The sequence below is a fragment of the Sulfitobacter mediterraneus genome, from assembly GCF_016801775.1.
In the GTDB taxonomy this organism is placed as follows: Bacteria; Pseudomonadota; Alphaproteobacteria; order Rhodobacterales; family Rhodobacteraceae; genus Sulfitobacter; species Sulfitobacter mediterraneus_A.
Window position 1 is genome coordinate 2,262,474 of sequence record NZ_CP069004.1, and the last position, 15,863, is coordinate 2,278,336.

At 59.3% G+C, this 15,863-nt stretch carries 24 protein-coding genes; 14 read left to right on the top strand and 10 right to left on the bottom strand.

Annotation, left to right across the window (positions count from 1 at the left end; genetic code table 11):
* Nucleotides 1–127 precede the first annotated feature (127 nt).
* Nucleotides 128–421 (bottom strand): hypothetical protein, encoded by a 294-nt coding sequence (locus JNX03_RS11180; protein WP_203209118.1) that lies wholly within the window; start codon nt 419–421, stop codon nt 128–130.
* A 140-nt stretch (nt 422–561) separates the two neighbouring features.
* Here JNX03_RS11180 and JNX03_RS11185 point away from each other — a divergent pair, with 140 nt between their 5' ends.
* Nucleotides 562–1,326, top strand: coding sequence for a FadR/GntR family transcriptional regulator (locus tag JNX03_RS11185; protein WP_203209119.1), 765 nt, complete (start codon nt 562–564; stop codon nt 1,324–1,326).
* 12 nt (nt 1,327–1,338) lie between these two features.
* Here JNX03_RS11185 and JNX03_RS11190 read toward each other — a convergent pair whose 3' ends face one another.
* The 7 genes from JNX03_RS11190 to JNX03_RS11220 form a co-directional block, all read right to left on the bottom strand.
* The gene (locus JNX03_RS11190) at nt 1,339–2,202 is read right to left on the bottom strand and encodes a trypsin-like serine peptidase (RefSeq protein WP_203240793.1); all 864 of its coding nucleotides are present in this window, start codon (nt 2,200–2,202) and stop codon (nt 1,339–1,341) included.
* 178 nt (nt 2,203–2,380) lie between these two features.
* A complete protein-coding gene (locus tag JNX03_RS11195) occupies nt 2,381–2,941 on the bottom strand; it encodes a F0F1 ATP synthase subunit B (protein ID WP_203209121.1) in 561 nt (186 codons plus the stop codon).
* A gap of 3 nt (nt 2,942–2,944) precedes the next feature.
* Entirely contained in the window at nt 2,945–3,478 is a 534-nt protein-coding gene (locus tag JNX03_RS11200) for a F0F1 ATP synthase subunit B' (RefSeq protein ID WP_203209122.1), read from the bottom strand.
* Nucleotides 3,479–3,565: 87 nt separating this feature from the next.
* Nucleotides 3,566–3,790, bottom strand: coding sequence for a F0F1 ATP synthase subunit C (locus JNX03_RS11205; RefSeq protein WP_025046967.1), 225 nt, complete (start codon nt 3,788–3,790; stop codon nt 3,566–3,568).
* 58 nt (nt 3,791–3,848) lie between these two features.
* The gene (locus JNX03_RS11210; protein WP_203209123.1) at nt 3,849–4,607 is read right to left on the bottom strand and encodes a F0F1 ATP synthase subunit A; all 759 of its coding nucleotides are present in this window, start codon (nt 4,605–4,607) and stop codon (nt 3,849–3,851) included.
* 27 nt (nt 4,608–4,634) lie between these two features.
* Nucleotides 4,635–4,961: an AtpZ/AtpI family protein gene (locus JNX03_RS11215; RefSeq protein ID WP_203209124.1), complete on the bottom strand. Its 327-nt coding sequence runs from the start codon at nt 4,959–4,961 to the stop codon at nt 4,635–4,637.
* A 185-nt stretch (nt 4,962–5,146) separates the two neighbouring features.
* Entirely contained in the window at nt 5,147–6,046 is a 900-nt protein-coding gene (locus JNX03_RS11220) for a LysR substrate-binding domain-containing protein (protein WP_203209125.1), read from the bottom strand.
* A gap of 377 nt (nt 6,047–6,423) precedes the next feature.
* Here JNX03_RS11220 and JNX03_RS11225 point away from each other — a divergent pair, with 377 nt between their 5' ends.
* Nucleotides 6,424–6,783, top strand: coding sequence for an ArsR/SmtB family transcription factor (locus JNX03_RS11225; RefSeq protein WP_203209126.1), 360 nt, complete (start codon nt 6,424–6,426; stop codon nt 6,781–6,783).
* Nucleotides 6,784–6,918: 135 nt separating this feature from the next.
* Here JNX03_RS11225 and JNX03_RS11230 read toward each other — a convergent pair whose 3' ends face one another.
* On the bottom strand, nt 6,919–7,818 hold the full coding sequence (locus tag JNX03_RS11230) for a DMT family transporter (protein ID WP_231024219.1): 900 nt from the start codon (nt 7,816–7,818) through the stop codon (nt 6,919–6,921).
* Nucleotides 7,815–8,693: a LysR family transcriptional regulator gene (locus JNX03_RS11235; protein WP_203209127.1), complete on the bottom strand. Its 879-nt coding sequence runs from the start codon at nt 8,691–8,693 to the stop codon at nt 7,815–7,817. The genes JNX03_RS11230 and JNX03_RS11235 overlap by 4 nt, the downstream gene beginning before the upstream one ends.
* A gap of 81 nt (nt 8,694–8,774) precedes the next feature.
* On the opposite strand from JNX03_RS11235, the gene JNX03_RS11240 reads away from it, so the two are divergent.
* The 12 genes from JNX03_RS11240 to trmD all read left to right on the top strand — a co-directional run bounded on the left by JNX03_RS11240 (nt 8,775) and on the right by trmD (nt 15,850).
* The gene (locus tag JNX03_RS11240) at nt 8,775–9,266 is read left to right on the top strand and encodes a hypothetical protein (RefSeq protein WP_203209128.1); all 492 of its coding nucleotides are present in this window, start codon (nt 8,775–8,777) and stop codon (nt 9,264–9,266) included.
* A gap of 158 nt (nt 9,267–9,424) precedes the next feature.
* Nucleotides 9,425–10,933, top strand: coding sequence for a signal recognition particle protein (ffh, locus tag JNX03_RS11245; protein WP_203209129.1), 1,509 nt, complete (start codon nt 9,425–9,427; stop codon nt 10,931–10,933).
* Nucleotides 10,930–11,262, top strand: a complete 333-nt coding sequence (locus JNX03_RS11250) for an NIPSNAP family protein (protein WP_203209130.1) — start codon at nt 10,930–10,932, stop codon at nt 11,260–11,262. The genes ffh and JNX03_RS11250 overlap by 4 nt, the downstream gene beginning before the upstream one ends.
* Nucleotides 11,259–11,762: a GNAT family N-acetyltransferase gene (locus JNX03_RS11255; RefSeq protein WP_203209131.1), complete on the top strand. Its 504-nt coding sequence runs from the start codon at nt 11,259–11,261 to the stop codon at nt 11,760–11,762. The genes JNX03_RS11250 and JNX03_RS11255 overlap by 4 nt, the downstream gene beginning before the upstream one ends.
* On the top strand, nt 11,759–12,043 hold the full coding sequence (locus JNX03_RS11260) for a hypothetical protein (RefSeq protein WP_203209132.1): 285 nt from the start codon (nt 11,759–11,761) through the stop codon (nt 12,041–12,043). The genes JNX03_RS11255 and JNX03_RS11260 overlap by 4 nt, the downstream gene beginning before the upstream one ends.
* Nucleotides 12,040–12,336: a chorismate mutase gene (locus JNX03_RS11265; RefSeq protein WP_203209133.1), complete on the top strand. Its 297-nt coding sequence runs from the start codon at nt 12,040–12,042 to the stop codon at nt 12,334–12,336. Before JNX03_RS11260 ends, JNX03_RS11265 begins: the two co-directional genes overlap by 4 nt.
* 43 nt (nt 12,337–12,379) lie before the next feature.
* Nucleotides 12,380–12,781, top strand: a complete 402-nt coding sequence (gene rpsP / locus JNX03_RS11270; RefSeq protein WP_203209134.1) for a 30S ribosomal protein S16 — start codon at nt 12,380–12,382, stop codon at nt 12,779–12,781.
* An 18-nt stretch (nt 12,782–12,799) separates the two neighbouring features.
* The gene (gene bluB, locus JNX03_RS11275) at nt 12,800–13,429 is read left to right on the top strand and encodes a 5,6-dimethylbenzimidazole synthase (protein WP_203209135.1); all 630 of its coding nucleotides are present in this window, start codon (nt 12,800–12,802) and stop codon (nt 13,427–13,429) included.
* Between the two features lies 1 nt (nt 13,430).
* The gene (locus JNX03_RS11280; protein WP_203209136.1) at nt 13,431–13,580 is read left to right on the top strand and encodes a hypothetical protein; all 150 of its coding nucleotides are present in this window, start codon (nt 13,431–13,433) and stop codon (nt 13,578–13,580) included.
* A 175-nt stretch (nt 13,581–13,755) separates the two neighbouring features.
* Nucleotides 13,756–14,277, top strand: a complete 522-nt coding sequence (gene rimM / locus JNX03_RS11285) for a ribosome maturation factor RimM (protein WP_203209137.1) — start codon at nt 13,756–13,758, stop codon at nt 14,275–14,277.
* Complete coding sequence (locus JNX03_RS11290; protein WP_203209138.1) at nt 14,277–15,065, top strand: hypothetical protein; 789 nt, start codon at nt 14,277–14,279, stop codon at nt 15,063–15,065. The genes rimM and JNX03_RS11290 overlap by 1 nt, the downstream gene beginning before the upstream one ends.
* Nucleotides 15,062–15,850 carry a tRNA (guanosine(37)-N1)-methyltransferase TrmD gene (gene trmD, locus JNX03_RS11295; protein WP_203209139.1) on the top strand — a complete coding sequence of 263 codons (789 nt, stop codon included), beginning with the start codon at nt 15,062–15,064 and terminating at the stop codon, nt 15,848–15,850. Before JNX03_RS11290 ends, trmD begins: the two co-directional genes overlap by 4 nt.
* The last annotated feature ends 13 nt before the right edge of the window (nt 15,851–15,863 follow it).

The following is a 15,863-nucleotide window of genomic DNA, read 5'->3' on the forward strand; positions in this document are numbered from 1 at the left end:
TGCGGGCTGCACCCCCTTCAAGTCAACCAAAACACACAACAGGCGGGGGTATTCCGCCGGTTATCCCCAAGATATTGGGATTATCCCCAGCTTGCGACCCTGAATTGAACGTCCCATTGGCGGCCTTTCAATCACAATCCAATATTCCCGTCGCCTGTGCCTGATCACCACGCACATCCTTGACGGTGCAACCGCTGACCTGCGCCATCGCGATACCCGCACGCCGCTGGATCGGGCCAAATCGGGGCGCATATTCCGCATTGATGCGAATGGCCTCGGCCAGTTCACCACGCACCCGCACATCGAAGGTTGACCCCTCAACCGTGATCCGCGTGGCAGGCAGCCCGCGGAAATGCGGCCCAGCGGTGTTACAGGCCGAAAGCATGGCCAGAGAGATCAGAAGCGGCAAGAGTGGTTTCATAGCCAATCTTGCCGGGCATTTGGTTAACAAATTCTTTCCGCCTTCAGCCTCCGTCACGGGACAAAACAACTTAAGACTGAATTTGAATTGCGGGTTGTTCCTCGTGGTCATATAATTTGACCAATCAAAGGAAATGCTGCATGCCCTTTCGCCCCGTCGCGCCTGAAAAACTATCCCATGCGGTTGTCCGCCAGATCGAAGAATTGATTCTGCGCGGAATCCTGCGCCCCGGTGAGCGCCTGCCATCAGAACGCGAGCTGGCCGAGCGGTTGAACGTGTCACGCCCCTCCCTGCGGGATGCCATTGCGCAATTGCAGGACTCAGGGCTTTTGTCCGCCAAGCCGGGTGCCGGAATCTATGTGGCCGAGGTCTTGGGGAGCGCTTTTGCCCCAGCATTGGTTGATCTCTTTGGCCGTCATGATGAAGCGGTTTTTGATTACCTGTCGTTTCGCCGTGACATGGAAGCCCTCGCGGCAGAGCGGGCCGCGAAATATGCCTCCGACACCGATCTCGCGGTGGTGCAGGCGGTATTCGACAAGATGGAAGCGGTCCACAGCAAACGCAACGCCGAAGAAGAGGCACAGCTCGACGCGCAGTTTCACATGGCAATCATCGAGGCCAGCCATAACGTGGTGATGCTGCATATGATGCGGTCGATGTATGAGCTGCTGCGCGGCGGCGTTTTCTACAACAGGCAGGTGATGTTCAAACAGCGCACCAGCCGCGCCGCGTTGTTGGACCAGCACCGCGCGATCAACGACGCCTTGCAACGGCGCGACCCGGCAGGCGCGCGGGCCGCGATAGAGAAACATCTGAATTTTGTTGAGGCGTCCCTGAATGATCAACAAAAAGCAGAACGGAACGAAGAAATCGCCCGCCAGAGGCTTCAGCACGAGACTGGGTAATAGGGCCGGCTCTTATGATCCGCCGCCGCCGTCGAGGGCATTCTGCAATGCCTTTCGAAACACGCCGTTGCGCACACTCAGGCTGAAGACACCGCTTGGGGTCACGAATGTTCCCACAAAAACGCCGGCAATCTGATACGCCCCACCTGTATTGATCAGCAAAGGTGCCCCGGAATCCCCCCGCATTGCCGCGCAGGAGTTGAGATAGATCCGATTTGCCCGGTCTGTTGACGTTGCGCCGCACGCCTCAACCAAGGACAAAACATGGGACCGCAGCGCAGGATATCCGGCAAGCTGCACCTTGGCCGATTTGTCGGCAGGACTGAACGCTGCAAGCGGCAGATACCCCATCGTATCCAAAATCGGTTCGTCCAAAATCAATAACGCCCAATCCTGTGCAAAGCCCGCCCTGAAATCCCGGCTGCTCACGTCATGCACCGGATCAACCACGTAGCGGGCAATTCGTGCGGTCGCCTGACCCTTGCCACGTTGGTATCCGGCCACAAAAAACAGGCTCTGAACCGGAATCCACGCCTTGCGTTGAAAGTTATAAAGGCAGTGAGACGCCGTCAGAACCACGGTGCTTGACAGCAGCGTCCCGGTGCAATGGCTGCGGATATTGCGGTCAGTGGAATTGACCCGGCCGACCGTGCGCCATGGCCAATCAGCGGAAGGCAACATCGGCCGCGCGCGGATCGCCTCGCAACCCTCACCCAGCCGTTGCCCCACACCGCAAACCGCATCCAGCGCAGGCTGGAACAAATCAACATCTAGTAGACCAGCATCAGGCAGATCGGCATCGTCTGCCTGTACCATGGGCGCAAAAGTCAGCGTCAGAAGACATGAAATGATCGCAAGTCCACATCGAAATACCATGTGTGCCCCTAGATTAACCCAAAGCTCGCCCATTATGTGAAATCACGGCGCCAAGTGGGGGATGTTAGAATGGCAGAGACAAAAAGAGAAATCATTGTCTGCTGCCGGTAAAAGCTATGTCTGAAATGAAAAAGCCCCGGCACGAACCGGGGCCTTTTGTCTGTCTGTAACGCGCCGCTTAGTGCAGCTTGTCACCCACCTGTACGATGGCATCGTCAATCAGTTTGTTGCCGTCCGTGGCCGTCATCTGTTTGGCGATCACGTCACGCGCTGCGGCGATTGCGATTGTCACCGCCTGATCACGCACCTCTTTGACAGCGGCAGCTTGGGCAGATGTGATCTGATCCTCGGCTGCGGCCATGCGGCGTTCAAGAGATTTGGCCAAATCCACCTGCGCCTGTGCGGCAGCGGCTTTGGCTTCTTCCTTGGCGGCGGTCACAATACGGTCCGCTTGATCCTGAACTTCCTTCTGCTTGCGCTCATATGACGCCAGCAGTGTCTGGGCTTCTTCCCGCAACGCGCGGGCTTCTTCCAGTTCGGATTTGATGGTGTCCGCACGTTTGTCCAACATGCCGCCCAGAAGGCTAGGCACTTTGAAGTAGAACAGAACCGCGATGAACAGGATGAACGCCAGCAGAACAACAAAATCGGTGTTCTTCAGCGAGAAGAAAACATCACCTGCCGCGAGGGCGGGAGAGGCGATCATACCGGCAAGAACGGCTGTAAGGGTCAAACGCATGGCTTATCCTTTCATCCGTGCTGTGACTGCGGCGGTGACGGTCTTGGCATCTGCCTTACCACCCATCGCAGCGACGATTTCCTTTGCGGTGTCTTTTGCCACAACCTTCACGTTCTCCAGCGCGGAGGCGCGGATCTCGCTGATGGCTTTGGCCGATTCCGCTGACTTCGCAGCAATCTCGGCATCCGCCTTGGAAATGGCGACATCAAGGTCCGCCTGAATTTCTGCTTTGGCGTCTGCTACGATCCGCTGCGCCTCGGCGCGGGCATCGAGCAAAGCCTTGTCGTAGGCAGCTTCGGCCTCAATGGCCTTGGCCTTGAGATCTTCGGCTGCGGCGATGTCATTGGTGATCGTACCCTGACGTTCGGCCAGAACCGCGCCAATACGTGGCAGGGCCACGCGGGACAGGATCAGATAGGTCGCGATCAGCGCAAGGACGAGCCAAAAGATCTGGTTGCCCCAGGTGGAGAAATCCAGCTGTGGCATGCCCGGACCCGCGGCTGCGGCGTCGGCTGCGCTATGTGTTTCAGTTGCCATCTTGGCTTCTCCTTGGAAACTTGGCCGTTACAGTCGGGCAGACATATATCACGCCTGCCCGCTCGTAAGGATGTCGTTACCTAAGAGTTAAACAGCGAACATCAGCAGCAGAGCGACGAGGAACGAGAAGATCCCCAGGGCTTCTGCGAACGCGATGCCGATGAACAGTGTTGCTGTCTGGGAAGCAGCAGCGGATGGGTTGCGCAGTGCGCCAGCCAGGTAGTTGCCTGCAACGTTGCCAACCCCGATTGCGGCTGCGCCGGAACCGATTGCTGCCAGACCTGCGCCGATGTGTGCGAGTTCGCCTTCCATGTGAATTCTCCTTACGATTGGAAGTTGAGTATTTGGACGGGTGTATAGATCGCCCGAATTAGTGAGACGGATGCAATGCGTCTTTCAGATACACGCATGTCAGAATGGTAAATACGTAGGCCTGGATAAAGGACACCAGCACCTCAAGCCCGTACATGGCTGTGATGGCCACAACCGAAACCGGGCTGATCACCGTGATCGCGGCAAAGCCTGCGAACACTTTGATCACCGCGTGGCCCGCCATAACGTTGCCCGCCAAACGAATGGAGTGGCTGACCGGACGCACGAAATAAGAGATCAGTTCGATGATCGCCAGAACCGGACGGAGCGGAAGCGGTGCCGAAGACACCCAGAACAGCCCCAGGAAGGCCGCGCCGTTTTTGACAAAGCCCAGCACGGTCACGGTCAGGAATACCGCCAGCGCCAGCACCACCGTGACCGCAAAATGCGACGTCGGGGTAAAGGATGTCGGGATCAGGCCGAGGAAGTTGGCACAGACAATGAACATGAACAGCGTCATGATATAGGGGAAGTATTTGACCCCTTCCTTGCCACAGATGTCTTCGACCATTTTATAGACAAAACCGTAGGCCAGCTCCGCAACAGACTGCATCCGGGAGGGGATCATCGCCCGTTTGGAGCTGCCCAAAACCAGCAGCGCACAGGTTGCAACAACGGCCAGCGCCATCCAGACGGTGGCATTGGTCACGGTGAACATGCCGATCGCGCCATCGCCAAACGCTGGTTCGATTTTAAACTGGTCCATCGGGTGAAAGACCAGACCGCCTTCTTCCGCACCGGGTGTCTCTGTCGCCATTTCAGGCTCCTTCGTTCTTGCCGCCACTTAGGGCGATTTGTTCTCGGCCTCTTCGGCCATTTTCTTGTCCTGGATCTCTTGCGCAGATCGGAGCATCGTCTTCACTCCCGCCGCAAGGCCCAGCATTACAAACAGCACCATAAAGATGGGCAGGGTGCCAAACAGCAGGTCCAACCCGTATCCGATGCCGAAACCGATCCCGAGACCGGCCACCAGTTCAATCACCATCCGCCACGCCAAGTTGGCCTGAGAATAATGTTCATCCGCGCGGGGCTTGGGCGCAGAACGCTGTTTTGCTGCGTCGATCTTGGCCTCAAGCTGCTCAAGTTGCCGCTGTTGGTCCGGGTCAGCCACGCCGATATCCCCACTGGATGCTTGAGGCCTGTGCTAATGGTGGGGCGGCGCAGAGTCAACATGCGTGACAATTGGCGCAACACATTGATTTACATATAATTTTTAATCCAGCCATCAGCCACTCTGCTGTAAACTTTGGGCATTTGCGTAAATACCGGCGCTTTGCGGTTATTCAACCAAATGGTTTAGGATGGAGATTGGCCGCTGCGCCACTGCGCACTTTGCGCCATCAACCACTCGCGAAAGATCCGCACAGGTTTGCGGCGCAACACCCCTTCGGTGCGGATCAAATGATAACCGCCCTCGCGGAACCCGATGTCCGACACCCTGACCAATCGGCCCGCCGCAACCTCGCCCGCGACCACCTCGGCAGAGACAAGCAACACACCCTGCCCGGCAATCGCCGCCTCGACCGCCAGGACCGATGACATGCGCCAGGTAAACTGCGGCACATCTTGCAGCGCCACGCCGCCGGCCTTTTCAAACCAGACGCCCCATGTGCCATTGGTCCGGTCGCGCAGCAGTGGATAGTTTAGCAAATCGGCAGGCGCAGACAGCGGCAGATCAACCAACCCCGGCGCGGCAAAGGGATATAGCGGCGCGTCACTAATTAATTCGGCCCCCGGATAGGCTCCGCCCGGATGCACAAAACGGATCGCGAGATCGGCTTCGTACCGAGCCACATCCGCCAGATGACGCGAAGCCTCAAGCCGAACATCAATCTCTGGGTTGGCCTGGGAAAAGTCCCCCAACCGCGGCACCAGCCATTTGGTCGCAAACAGCGGCTCACTGTTGATGGACACAGTGCCTTTGGGCCGCTCTGATAAACCTTCTGTCGCATCGGCAATCGCATCCAAGGCTGGCGACACCTGCGCCAGATAGGCGGCGCCGTCGGGAGACAGGGCCAGCCCGCGCGGCAGATCGCGAAACAATTGCACATTCAGCCGGTCCTCCAGCCCGCGCACATGGCGGCTGATGGCGGAATGGCTGACGCCCAATTCCTCCGCTGCGCGGGAAAAGCTTTGATGCCGCCCCGCAGCTTCAAAGGCGCGCAGGGCATTCAGAGGGGGAAGTTTTCGGGCCATAAAATATGTGACTTTTCCAGACATATGTTGTCAAGCAATTGTCTTTGATACGTCCCGCGCCAAGGCCCATATTCAGAGGATAATCTCAAAGAAATGGCCCTTCTCATGACAGTTACACCACCTACCGCCGTTTCTTGCGGGGATTGCGCACGTTCAGAAAATGCACATCTTGGCAAGATAATCCAATGGCTCGCTCGAAAGTGGCGATACCGCAAGCATCCGCATGTTCGGGATATATCCATCAGGCAAGCCTGTGATATTGGCCTTTCCACATCTGAACATTCTAGGCTGACCCACCGCTGGCCGTCCGAAACCACCCATCACCCGCGCGGCTGAAACGCTTTGCTCTGACCTGCGCCGCGATGTAGATACCAAGGATGAGCAATCAGCTGGATCAGGTATTTGCCGCCCTCGCGGACCCGACGCGCCGCGCTATTCTGGCGATGTTGCTGGAGGACGACATGGCGGTGACCGATGTGGCAGACCCGTTCGAGATGTCGCTGGCAGCGATTTCCAAACATCTGGGGGTGCTGACAGCGGCAGGCCTGATCTCTCAGGAGAAACGCGGGCGGGTGAAATGGTGCAAGATCGAGCCGGACGCCTTGCGCGATGCCACCATCTGGATGCAGGGGTTTGGGCAGTTTGAACCGGTCAACCTTGAGGCGTTTGAACGGTTCTTGGCAGTTGAACTGCCCGAAATAGAAGAGGCTGACGATCCGGACGGACCATCAGCCTGATTTTGTAGGGATCAAAGGACGAACTGCACAATCGCAAGAACAATCACAACAAGTCCGACAAGATAAATAATATTTCGCATGGCGAGGCCTTTCATATTTTGCACGACTTAACGCCTGAATCCGCAAAAGGTTCCCTCACCCGGCCTTTGGTGCCGCGCTGTCATCCCGCAGGAGCATCAGCAGCGCCAAAATGGTCAGTGCCACACCGCCCAACGTCAAGGCCGAGGGCACCCCGTTGCCCAGCGCGATTTCCCACACGATCACCCATGTCGGCGTCAGATAGGTATAGGCCATCACCTTGGCCGACGGCAGGCGCAGGGTGGCAAATTGCAAAAGCAGCGCAGTCGCGGCGGTGGCAATGACCACGATATAGGCCAGTGTCACCCAAACCATTCCCGGCAAGACGGCCCATTCGGTGACTGCCAGATCAGGCGCGGCATAGATCAGCAGCACGATGGAGCCCGCCACCAGCATCCCGAAAGTGAAGCTATAAATGCTTTCACCCCGGTTCAGACGCCGCACCATGGGTGTGTAGATTGCATGAGATACGCAACCGATGAAGTAAATCACCTCGCCCCGCCCGACATCAAAGCCCAGAAGGGCAGACAGGTCCGCCCGAAAAATCACCCAAAGCGCCCCGGCGGCTCCGATGGTCAACGCCAGCGCCATGCGGCCCGTCATAACCTGGCGCAGCAGGAACCACGCAAAGATCGCAGACATCACCGGCACGAGCGTAAAGACCGATGCCGCGCTGACCGGCGGCGCGGTCTTGAGCCCCTCAAACATCATCACAAAATAGAACGCGAACAACCCGCCCAGGATCAGATACCGCCAGGGTGCCGCAAAATCACCCGCACGAAACCCGCCACGCATATGGGTGATCAAACCCACAAGCGCTGCGCCAAGGCAGAACCGCAAGGCGGTGATCGCAGACGGCGCAATGTCATTGGCAACCATCGCGCCCAAGGAAAACGACCCCGCAACAAGGGCGGAAAACGCAAGCATGGCCAGATGCCCCTGTGCGCCAGGGCTCACCAGCCCTCCTCTTTGACTTCATCCTTGATAAACGACAGCAACGCCTGCACCTTGAACGTGCGATGCAAGTCCACATGGGTCACAAGCCACAGAGGCGAAGACCACACGTCCCGCGCGGCATGGACTTCGACCAGATCGGGGTGCTTCTGCGCTTCGGTCACGGGCATAAAACCGATACCTGCCCCAGCCAGAATCGCCGATTCCACAGCGCCCGCATCGGTACAGCGGAAGGTCACAGAGGCATCCGGAACATTGTCGCGCATCCAGACATAGCAAGGTGCACGGCTTTCGCGGTTTTCCGGCCCGACGAAGCGGTGTTTGGTATAGTCCTCTGGACCGCCCGGTACCCCATGCACCTTAACGTAGGATGTGCTGGCATAGGCCGCCATTTGTAGCTGCACCAAGGGCTGCACCACGTTGTCCGGTTGTTCCGGCGCAGCGCCAGCGCGCACCGCAACATGGGCCTCTCCGTATTCCAGCCGAAACAACCGCTCTCCAGTCACATATCGCACGACAACGGCTGGATGCATCTTTTGAAACCGCGCCAACATCGGCGCCATATATCCGGCCAGTGACACCAGCGATGTCACCACAAGATCCCCCGCCACATCAGATCCACGCCCCTTGATCCGGCCAGACAACTGGCTGAACTGATCGTCAGCCGACTGCGCCACCCTCAACAGGTCTTCGCCCGCCTCCGTTGGTGTATAGCCACGCGCATGACGTTGGAAAAGCTTTGCGCCCAACCGCTGCTCCAGCGCATCGATGTGCCGGATGACAGTGGCATGATGCACACCCAGCACCTCGGCCGCGCCGCTGACCGTGCCCATCCGGGCGACCTGAAAGGCGGTCCTGATCTCGTCCCAATTGTCCATGCCCTGCAAAATGCCGGATGTTCCGGTCGGGGCAAGGGTAAAATCACTTGGCGCGGGAAAATGCGATGGCATACTGCGAGGATGAAGATCACCCGCAACACACCCGAACAGCTTATCGTGGAAAATAATCCGCTTTGGCTGGCAATCTTTATCTCTGTCTTTTCGCTGGTCTTTGTCGGCATCGGCCTTGTCACCATCCGGACCGAACCGGGCACCGGCATCGCTTTCCTTTTAGGCGGGCTGGTTATGGGCGGCGGTTTTACGACAGCCTTTATCAGGCGCACCCAACTGATCCTCGACCGCCCCCGCAATCTGGTGGAGCTGCGGCGCAAGTCGCTGCTTGGGTATCACCGGCGCAGCTGGGATTTGCATGACCTCGACCGGGCCTTTGTCGAAACCTCACGATCCAGCGACACCAACACCTACCGTGCAGCCCTGCATTTCAGCGGCGGCATGGATGCAGGCACCCATCCCATCACTCTGGTCTATTCCAGTGGCGGTGGCGCCCGCCGCGCCGAAGCGGCGATCAACGATTGGCTCGCTGCCCTTGACTCAGCGCCCCCTGCGGCGTAAATCGCCCCCAATTCCCGGAAGCATTGCCTTCCGGTCCCGGCCTATTGTCGGGATCGCCCCCCGTCAGCGCGTTGCGCCCACGGGGGCATTTGTGCATTCACGCTGGCGTTCCTAAGTTAGGAACATCCCGCAACCGACCGACGAAAGGGCCTATGCCCATGTTTGAAAATCTCAGCGAACGCCTATCCGGTGTCTTTGACCGCCTGACCAAACAGGGCGCCCTGTCCGAGGACGACGTCAAAACCGCCCTGCGCGAGGTGCGCGTGGCCCTGCTTGAGGCGGACGTGTCGCTGCCGGTTGCCCGCGACTTTGTCAAAGCAGTGCAGGAACAAGCCACCGGTCAGGCCGTCACCAAATCCATCACCCCCGGTCAGCAGGTTGTCAAAATTGTCCACGACGCCCTGATCGACGTGCTGCAAGGCGAAGGCGAGCCCGGCGCGCTCAAGGTCGACAACCCGCCCGCACCGATCCTGATGGTCGGCCTGCAGGGCGGCGGTAAAACCACAACCACCGCCAAGCTCGCCAAACGCCTGAAGGAAAGAGACGGTAAACGGGTGCTGATGGCCTCGCTCGACGTGAACCGCCCGGCGGCGATGGAACAGCTGGCGATCCTCGGCAACCAGATCGGCGTGGATACCCTGCCCATCGTCAAGGGCGAAGATCCCGTTGCGATCGCAAAACGCGCCAAGACCCAGGCCGGCCTCGGCGGCTATGACGTCTATATGCTTGATACCGCAGGCCGCCTGTCCATCGACGAAGAGCTGATGCAACAGGTCAAAGCGGTGCGCGATGTCGCCACCCCGCGCGAAACGCTGCTGGTGGTCGATGGCCTGACGGGCCAGGACGCCGTGCACACGGCTGAGAATTTCGACGAGCGCATCGGCATCACCGGCGTGGTCCTGACCCGGATGGACGGCGACGGACGCGGTGGTGCAGCCCTGTCCATGCGTGCCGTCACCGGCAAGCCGATCAAATTTGTCGGCTTGGGCGAGAAGCTGGACGCGCTGGAAACCTTTGAGCCGGAACGTGTGGCGGGCCGAATCCTCGGTATGGGCGACATTGTCGCGCTGGTCGAAAAGGCCCAGGAGACCATCGAGGCCGAACAGGCCGAGAAGATGATGCGCCGCATGACCAAGGGCCAGTTCAACATGAACGACCTGAAAATGCAGCTTGAACAAATGATCAAGATGGGCGGCATGCAAGGCATGATGGGCATGATGCCCGGCATGGGCAAAATGGCCAAACAGGTCGAAGACGCGGGCCTCGATGACAAGATCCTCAAACAGCAGATCGCGCTGATCCAGTCGATGACCAAGAAAGAACGCGCCAACCCGCAGCTTTTGCAGGCCTCCCGCAAGAAACGCATCGCCAAAGGCGCGGGTATGGAGGTTTCCGACCTCAACAAGCTGATGAAAATGCACCGCCAGATGTCCGACATGATGAAAAAGATGGGCAAAATGGGCAAGGGCGGCATGCTGAAACAAGCCATGAAAGGCATGTTCGGCAAGGGCGGCATGGACCCGGCCGCCATGGCACAGGGCATGGACCCCAAGGCACTGGAAGCGGCCGCCAAACAAATGGGCGGCAAATTGCCCGGAGGTCTGGGCGGCATGGGCGGCGGTATGGGCCTGCCCTCTGGCCTGTCCGGGTTTGGCAAAAAGAAATGATCACCTGTTCGCTGACATATGAAATTGACCCGGCCAAGGTGGACGATTTTGAAACCTACGCAAGGGCGTGGATCAAGATCGTGAACCGCATGGGCGGCACACATCACGGCTATTGGCTGCCCCATGAGGGCGCCAATGACCTCGCCTATTGCCACTTTTCATTTGCCAGCCTCGCCGCCTACGAAGACTACCGCACACGCATGGCAGAAGACGCCGAATGCCAGGCCGCCTATGCTTTCGCGGAACGCACCCAATGCATCCGCCGCTATGACCGCAGCTTCACCCGACCCGTGCTTGAAGGCCGCGCTCTGGAAGGCAACCAGCCATGACACAAGCCCCAATCCTCACCGGCGACACCATCCGCCTGCGGCCACACCACCTGTCCGATATGGAGGCCTTCTGGACGTTCTACCAATCGCCCCGCGCCGCCCTGATGGATGTGCCGAACAACAAGACACACCTGTGGTACGGCTTCGCCTCGGAAGTCGGCAGTTGGGCTTTGAACGGGATGGGGGGCTGGGCCATTGAAACCCTGGACGGCGATTTTGCCGGTCAGGTGGCCCTGACCCACCCCCCGCATTTTGCCGAAACAGAACTTGGCTGGATGGTCTTTGACGGCTTCGAAGGGCGCGGTATCGCGGGCGAAGCGGCCAGGCTCGCCCTGGGTTATGCCCGCAGCACACTCAAACCGGCAAGCCTTGTCAGCTACATCCACAAGGACAACACACGGTCCATCGCACTGGCCCAGCGGCTCGGGGCACAGCTTGACCCTACGGCCATCCCACATGACGAGACCGATGTGGTCTACCGCCATGAGGTGTCCCAATGAGCCGTATTTTCAAAGGTGATTCTGCCCAGGGTCAAGGATCGCGCAGCGACCAATCTTTGATTGGCCTGTCCTTGACGCTGGGCGGAATCGCCACCCACCCTCGCACAGGTGCCTTGAGCGCAGACCTGCGGCTCAAGCACCTCAGCGCAAAACGGGCCACTGCCCTATCAACGGCTGCCGCGCCGATGACGCGGGCTCAGGATGCAACAGGCACCCATAATCTCATCGCGCGTCAGCGCGGCAATGGGATCACGTCCAATGACCGGAGGGACTTCGCATGACCGATCCAGTAACCCGCGCCGCCGAGGTGCTCAAAGGTCACCGGGCCTCCATCGACCGGCTCGACGCGATCCTCGTCTTTACCCTGGGCGAGCGCTTCAAACACACACAGGCAGTGGGGAAACTCAAAGCCGAACACGACCTTCCCCCGTCCGATCCAAACCGCGAAGCGGATCAGATCGCACGGCTTGAAGATTTGGCGAAAGAGGCCGACCTCGATCCCGAATTCGCCAAGAAGTTTCTCAACTTCATCATCGCTGAAGTGATTCAGCACCACAAAAAGCACCAATCTTAAGCTGGGGTTCACCCCGGCAACAAACCCAAAAGGACTACACACCATGGCTATGAAAATTCGTCTCGCCCGCGGCGGCTCCAAAAAGCGCCCCTTCTACCGTATCGTTGCAGCGGACAGCCGCATGCCACGCGACGGCCGCTTTATCGAAAAGCTGGGCACATATAACCCGCTGCTGCCGAAAGACAGCGAAGAGCGCGTGAAAATGGACATTGAAAAGATCCAGGACTGGATCTCCAAAGGCGCCCAGCCAACAGAGCGCGTTGCACGTATGCTCGAAGCGGCTGGCGTGAAAGAAAAAGTTGCGCGCAACAACCCCAAGAAGGGCACACCGGGCAAGAAAGCCCAGGAACGTGTAGAAGAGAAAGCCGCCAAAGCCGCAGCAGCAGCCGAAGCCGCCGCAGCCCCGGCCGAAGAGTCATCTGCTGACGAAGCCGCAGCAGAATAAGCAAGGCCAGCGCCCGGCATGGAACAGTTTTGTGATGATTTCCGTGCCGGGCTGCACGATCTGATGCGTTGGCGGCGCGATGTGCGCCACTTTCGCACGGACCCGGTGGATGAGGCCTTGGTGCAAACCTGCTTGGACACCTTTAATCTCGCCCCCTCCGTGGGCCTGTCAGAGCCGTGGCGCATCCTGCGCGTGGCATCAGACACAGCGCGGCAGGCCGCGCTTGAGAATTTCAAAACCGCAAATGAAACGGCCCTTGCCGGCTATGACGGGGATCAGGCGGCGCTATATGCCTCTCTCAAACTGTCGGGCATGCAGGATGCGCCCGTGCAACTGGCGATCTTTTGCGATGACACCACAACCAAGGGCAGCGGCCTTGGTGCCGCTTCAATGCCGGAAATGCGCCGGTATTCGGTGGTTGGCGCCGTCACCCAGATGTGGCTTGCCGCCCGCGCCTACGGATTGGGCGTTGGCTGGGTCTCCGTGCTTGACCCGGGTCGCCTGAGCCGTGATCTTAAGGCCAAGGAAGGGTGGCATCTGGTGGCTTATCTTTGCCTTGGCTGGCCAAAGGAAGAGACCCTGACGCCCGAACTGGAAACCAAAGGCTGGGAACATCGCGCCCGGCACCTGATTATCGAGACACGCTGATATGTTGCGCCTGATCTTCTTGCTGTTTGCCGCCGCCATCGGCTTTGGTCTCGGCATCAAATATGATCGCGTGCAGATGGCCGCTGAATGCGCCAATGGCGAGGGCGAATGGACCGGCACGATCTGTGTCAACTCGGAGCTTTTGCAATGACAATCCTACGCGCTTGGGGACGGCAGGTGCTGCTTTCGTTTGTTGTGCTCGCCGCCGTTTTTGCGTCCGGCTTCTTCGCAGGATCATCTGCCAGCGTCGCTGCGATGCAAGACGAGTGTTTGTTGGCTGATGGTAAATGGTCCCAGGGATTCTGCGTAATTGTGGAGATGTCGAAATGACCGACAGAATTTGTGTAGGGGCCATTGCCGGCGCTTATGGCGTCAAGGGCGAGCTGCGCATCAAGAGCTTTTGCGCCACCCCTGAAGACATCGAAAACTACACCCCGCTGTGGTCCGAGGACGGCAGCCGCCAGTTTGCCCTGGCCATCCTGCGCCCCATCAAGAACGGGTTTTCCGCCCGCATCGCCGATGTCGCCACCAAGGAAGAGGCCGACGCCCTGCGCGGCGTGAACCTTTTCGCCGACCGCAATCAGATGCCGTCACTGCCTGATGATGAATTCTATCATGCCGATCTGATTGACCTTGAGGTGTACGACACCGGCGGCGTGCTGCTGGGCCGTGTAAAAACTGTCCAGAACCACGGGGCCGACGACCTTCTGGAACTGCAGTTGGCAGGCACTTCCGCAACGACCTTTCTGCCCTTCACCAAGGCGGCGGTCCCCACCGTGGATCTCACTGCGGGTCGCATCGTCGCTGATCCGCCTTTGGGCATACTGCCGGAAACGGACAAGGACTGATGCCGCGCCGGATCATCCTGCATGCAGGGTTTCACAAGACCGGCACGACCACCCTTCAAGCCACCTTGCGCGAGAACCGGGCCGCGCTGAAAAAACACATCGCGCTGCGTCTGCGCTGGCATCTCAAGGATTTGCTGTCTGCCACGCGCGGCTATTCAACATGGCGCGATCCCCTGACCATGCTCAAGGTGCAAGACCGTTTTGAGGCGATGCTGAACGAGCTGCCCGGCATGCCGCGCCGCAGTTTGATTGTCTCCTCCGAGGAACTCTGCGGGCATCTGCCCGGTCGCGGAGATCTGATGGATTATTCCGCTGCGCCCGTGCTGCTTTATGCCTTCTGGGACAGCGCCCGCCAGCGGTTCCCCAAAGCCGATATATTGATCTATCTGACCACGCGCGCGCCGGGTGCCTGGCTGCGCTCGGCCTGGGCCGAACATGTCAAATCGTCCGGAATGACCCTGGATTACCCCGCGTTTGAGACCAAATATGCCGCCGCCGCAAAGCTGGAGGAGATGGTGCAGGAAATCGCCAGCCGCGTGCCCGCGCCGGTGCATCATGCCGCGCTGGAAGACTGTGCCGATCTGCCGCTGGGAACCGCCGATCCCTTGCTGGATCTATGTGACATCCCGCTTGCCCTGCGCGGCACTCTTCACGCGCCGCCCCCCGCCAACACACGATTGGAGGATGACATCCTGCAGCAGATGTTGCAGATCAACCGCACCCATGACGGGGCCGAGGCCCGCAATGCCGCCAAGGCGGCACTACTGAACAAGGTGCAGGACAAATGAAACCGACACGGTCCCATGGCCGCCAATCCATTCGCGCCACGCTGCAACCGCGCGAGCTGATGCAGGACAAACCGGATTATGCGGATGTCTGGCAGGCGCGGATCGTGACGTTGTTTCCCGACCTCTTTCCCGGTGTGCTGGGGGCCAGCCTGACGGGTAAGGCCCTGCAGGACGGTTTATGGCAATTGCACACCCATGATCTGCGCCAGTTCGGGATTGGCAAGCACCGCAATGTCGATGACACCCCTGCGGGCGGTGGTGCAGGCATGGTCATGCGCGCTGATGTCGTCGGCCCCGCAATAGAAGCGGCGCAGGCCCACGCCCATGGCCGCTGGCCCATCCTTTACATGTCCCCGCGCGGCCGCCGCTTTGATCAGGCGATGGCCCGTGATCTGGCGGGCTGTGCCGGTGTGACCATGCTGTGCGGGCGGTTTGAGGGCGTCGATGAACGGGTCATCGAACACTATGGCATCACCGAAGTCTCGCTTGGGGATTTTGTGATGACAGGCGGCGAACTGGCCGCCCAAGCCATGATCGACGCTACCGTGCGCCTGCTACCGGGTGTGTTGGGCAATGCCGAAAGCACGGTCGAGGAAAGCCATTCCAACGGTTTGCTTGAGCATCCTCAATACACCCGCCCGGCCATTTGGAAGGACCGTGAAATCCCGCCAGTGTTGATGTCGGGCAATCACAAGGAAATCGCGAAATGGCGCCGTGCACAATCGCTGTCTCTCACGCGGTCGCGGCGGCCAGATCTGGTCAGGGATGAGGATGGCGATACCTGATCGCCACCCTCGA

What these genes read in the sequence shown, in the direction of transcription:
- JNX03_RS11180 (WP_203209118.1), bottom strand. Translation starts at nt 421, where the DNA reads ATGAAACCACTCTTGCCGCTTCTGATCTCTCTGGCCATGCTTTCGGCC.
- JNX03_RS11185 (WP_203209119.1), top strand. Translation starts at nt 562, where the DNA reads ATGCCCTTTCGCCCCGTCGCGCCTGAAAAACTATCCCATGCGGTTGTC.
- JNX03_RS11190 (WP_203240793.1), bottom strand. Translation starts at nt 2,202, where the DNA reads ATGGTATTTCGATGTGGACTTGCGATCATTTCATGTCTTCTGACGCTG.
- JNX03_RS11195 (WP_203209121.1), bottom strand. Translation starts at nt 2,941, where the DNA reads ATGCGTTTGACCCTTACAGCCGTTCTTGCCGGTATGATCGCCTCTCCC.
- JNX03_RS11200 (WP_203209122.1), bottom strand. Translation starts at nt 3,478, where the DNA reads ATGGCAACTGAAACACATAGCGCAGCCGACGCCGCAGCCGCGGGTCCG.
- JNX03_RS11205 (WP_025046967.1), bottom strand. Translation starts at nt 3,790, where the DNA reads ATGGAAGGCGAACTCGCACACATCGGCGCAGGTCTGGCAGCAATCGGT.
- JNX03_RS11210 (WP_203209123.1), bottom strand. Translation starts at nt 4,607, where the DNA reads ATGGCGACAGAGACACCCGGTGCGGAAGAAGGCGGTCTGGTCTTTCAC.
- JNX03_RS11220 (WP_203209125.1), bottom strand. Translation starts at nt 6,046, where the DNA reads ATGGCCCGAAAACTTCCCCCTCTGAATGCCCTGCGCGCCTTTGAAGCT.
- JNX03_RS11225 (WP_203209126.1), top strand. Translation starts at nt 6,424, where the DNA reads ATGAGCAATCAGCTGGATCAGGTATTTGCCGCCCTCGCGGACCCGACG.
- JNX03_RS11235 (WP_203209127.1), bottom strand. Translation starts at nt 8,693, where the DNA reads ATGGACAATTGGGACGAGATCAGGACCGCCTTTCAGGTCGCCCGGATG.
- JNX03_RS11240 (WP_203209128.1), top strand. Translation starts at nt 8,775, where the DNA reads ATGAAGATCACCCGCAACACACCCGAACAGCTTATCGTGGAAAATAAT.
- ffh (WP_203209129.1), top strand. Translation starts at nt 9,425, where the DNA reads ATGTTTGAAAATCTCAGCGAACGCCTATCCGGTGTCTTTGACCGCCTG.
- JNX03_RS11250 (WP_203209130.1), top strand. Translation starts at nt 10,930, where the DNA reads ATGATCACCTGTTCGCTGACATATGAAATTGACCCGGCCAAGGTGGAC.
- JNX03_RS11255 (WP_203209131.1), top strand. Translation starts at nt 11,259, where the DNA reads ATGACACAAGCCCCAATCCTCACCGGCGACACCATCCGCCTGCGGCCA.
- JNX03_RS11260 (WP_203209132.1), top strand. Translation starts at nt 11,759, where the DNA reads ATGAGCCGTATTTTCAAAGGTGATTCTGCCCAGGGTCAAGGATCGCGC.
- JNX03_RS11265 (WP_203209133.1), top strand. Translation starts at nt 12,040, where the DNA reads ATGACCGATCCAGTAACCCGCGCCGCCGAGGTGCTCAAAGGTCACCGG.
- rpsP (WP_203209134.1), top strand. Translation starts at nt 12,380, where the DNA reads ATGGCTATGAAAATTCGTCTCGCCCGCGGCGGCTCCAAAAAGCGCCCC.
- bluB (WP_203209135.1), top strand. Translation starts at nt 12,800, where the DNA reads ATGGAACAGTTTTGTGATGATTTCCGTGCCGGGCTGCACGATCTGATG.
- JNX03_RS11280 (WP_203209136.1), top strand. Translation starts at nt 13,431, where the DNA reads ATGTTGCGCCTGATCTTCTTGCTGTTTGCCGCCGCCATCGGCTTTGGT.
- rimM (WP_203209137.1), top strand. Translation starts at nt 13,756, where the DNA reads ATGACCGACAGAATTTGTGTAGGGGCCATTGCCGGCGCTTATGGCGTC.
- JNX03_RS11290 (WP_203209138.1), top strand. Translation starts at nt 14,277, where the DNA reads ATGCCGCGCCGGATCATCCTGCATGCAGGGTTTCACAAGACCGGCACG.
- trmD (WP_203209139.1), top strand. Translation starts at nt 15,062, where the DNA reads ATGAAACCGACACGGTCCCATGGCCGCCAATCCATTCGCGCCACGCTG.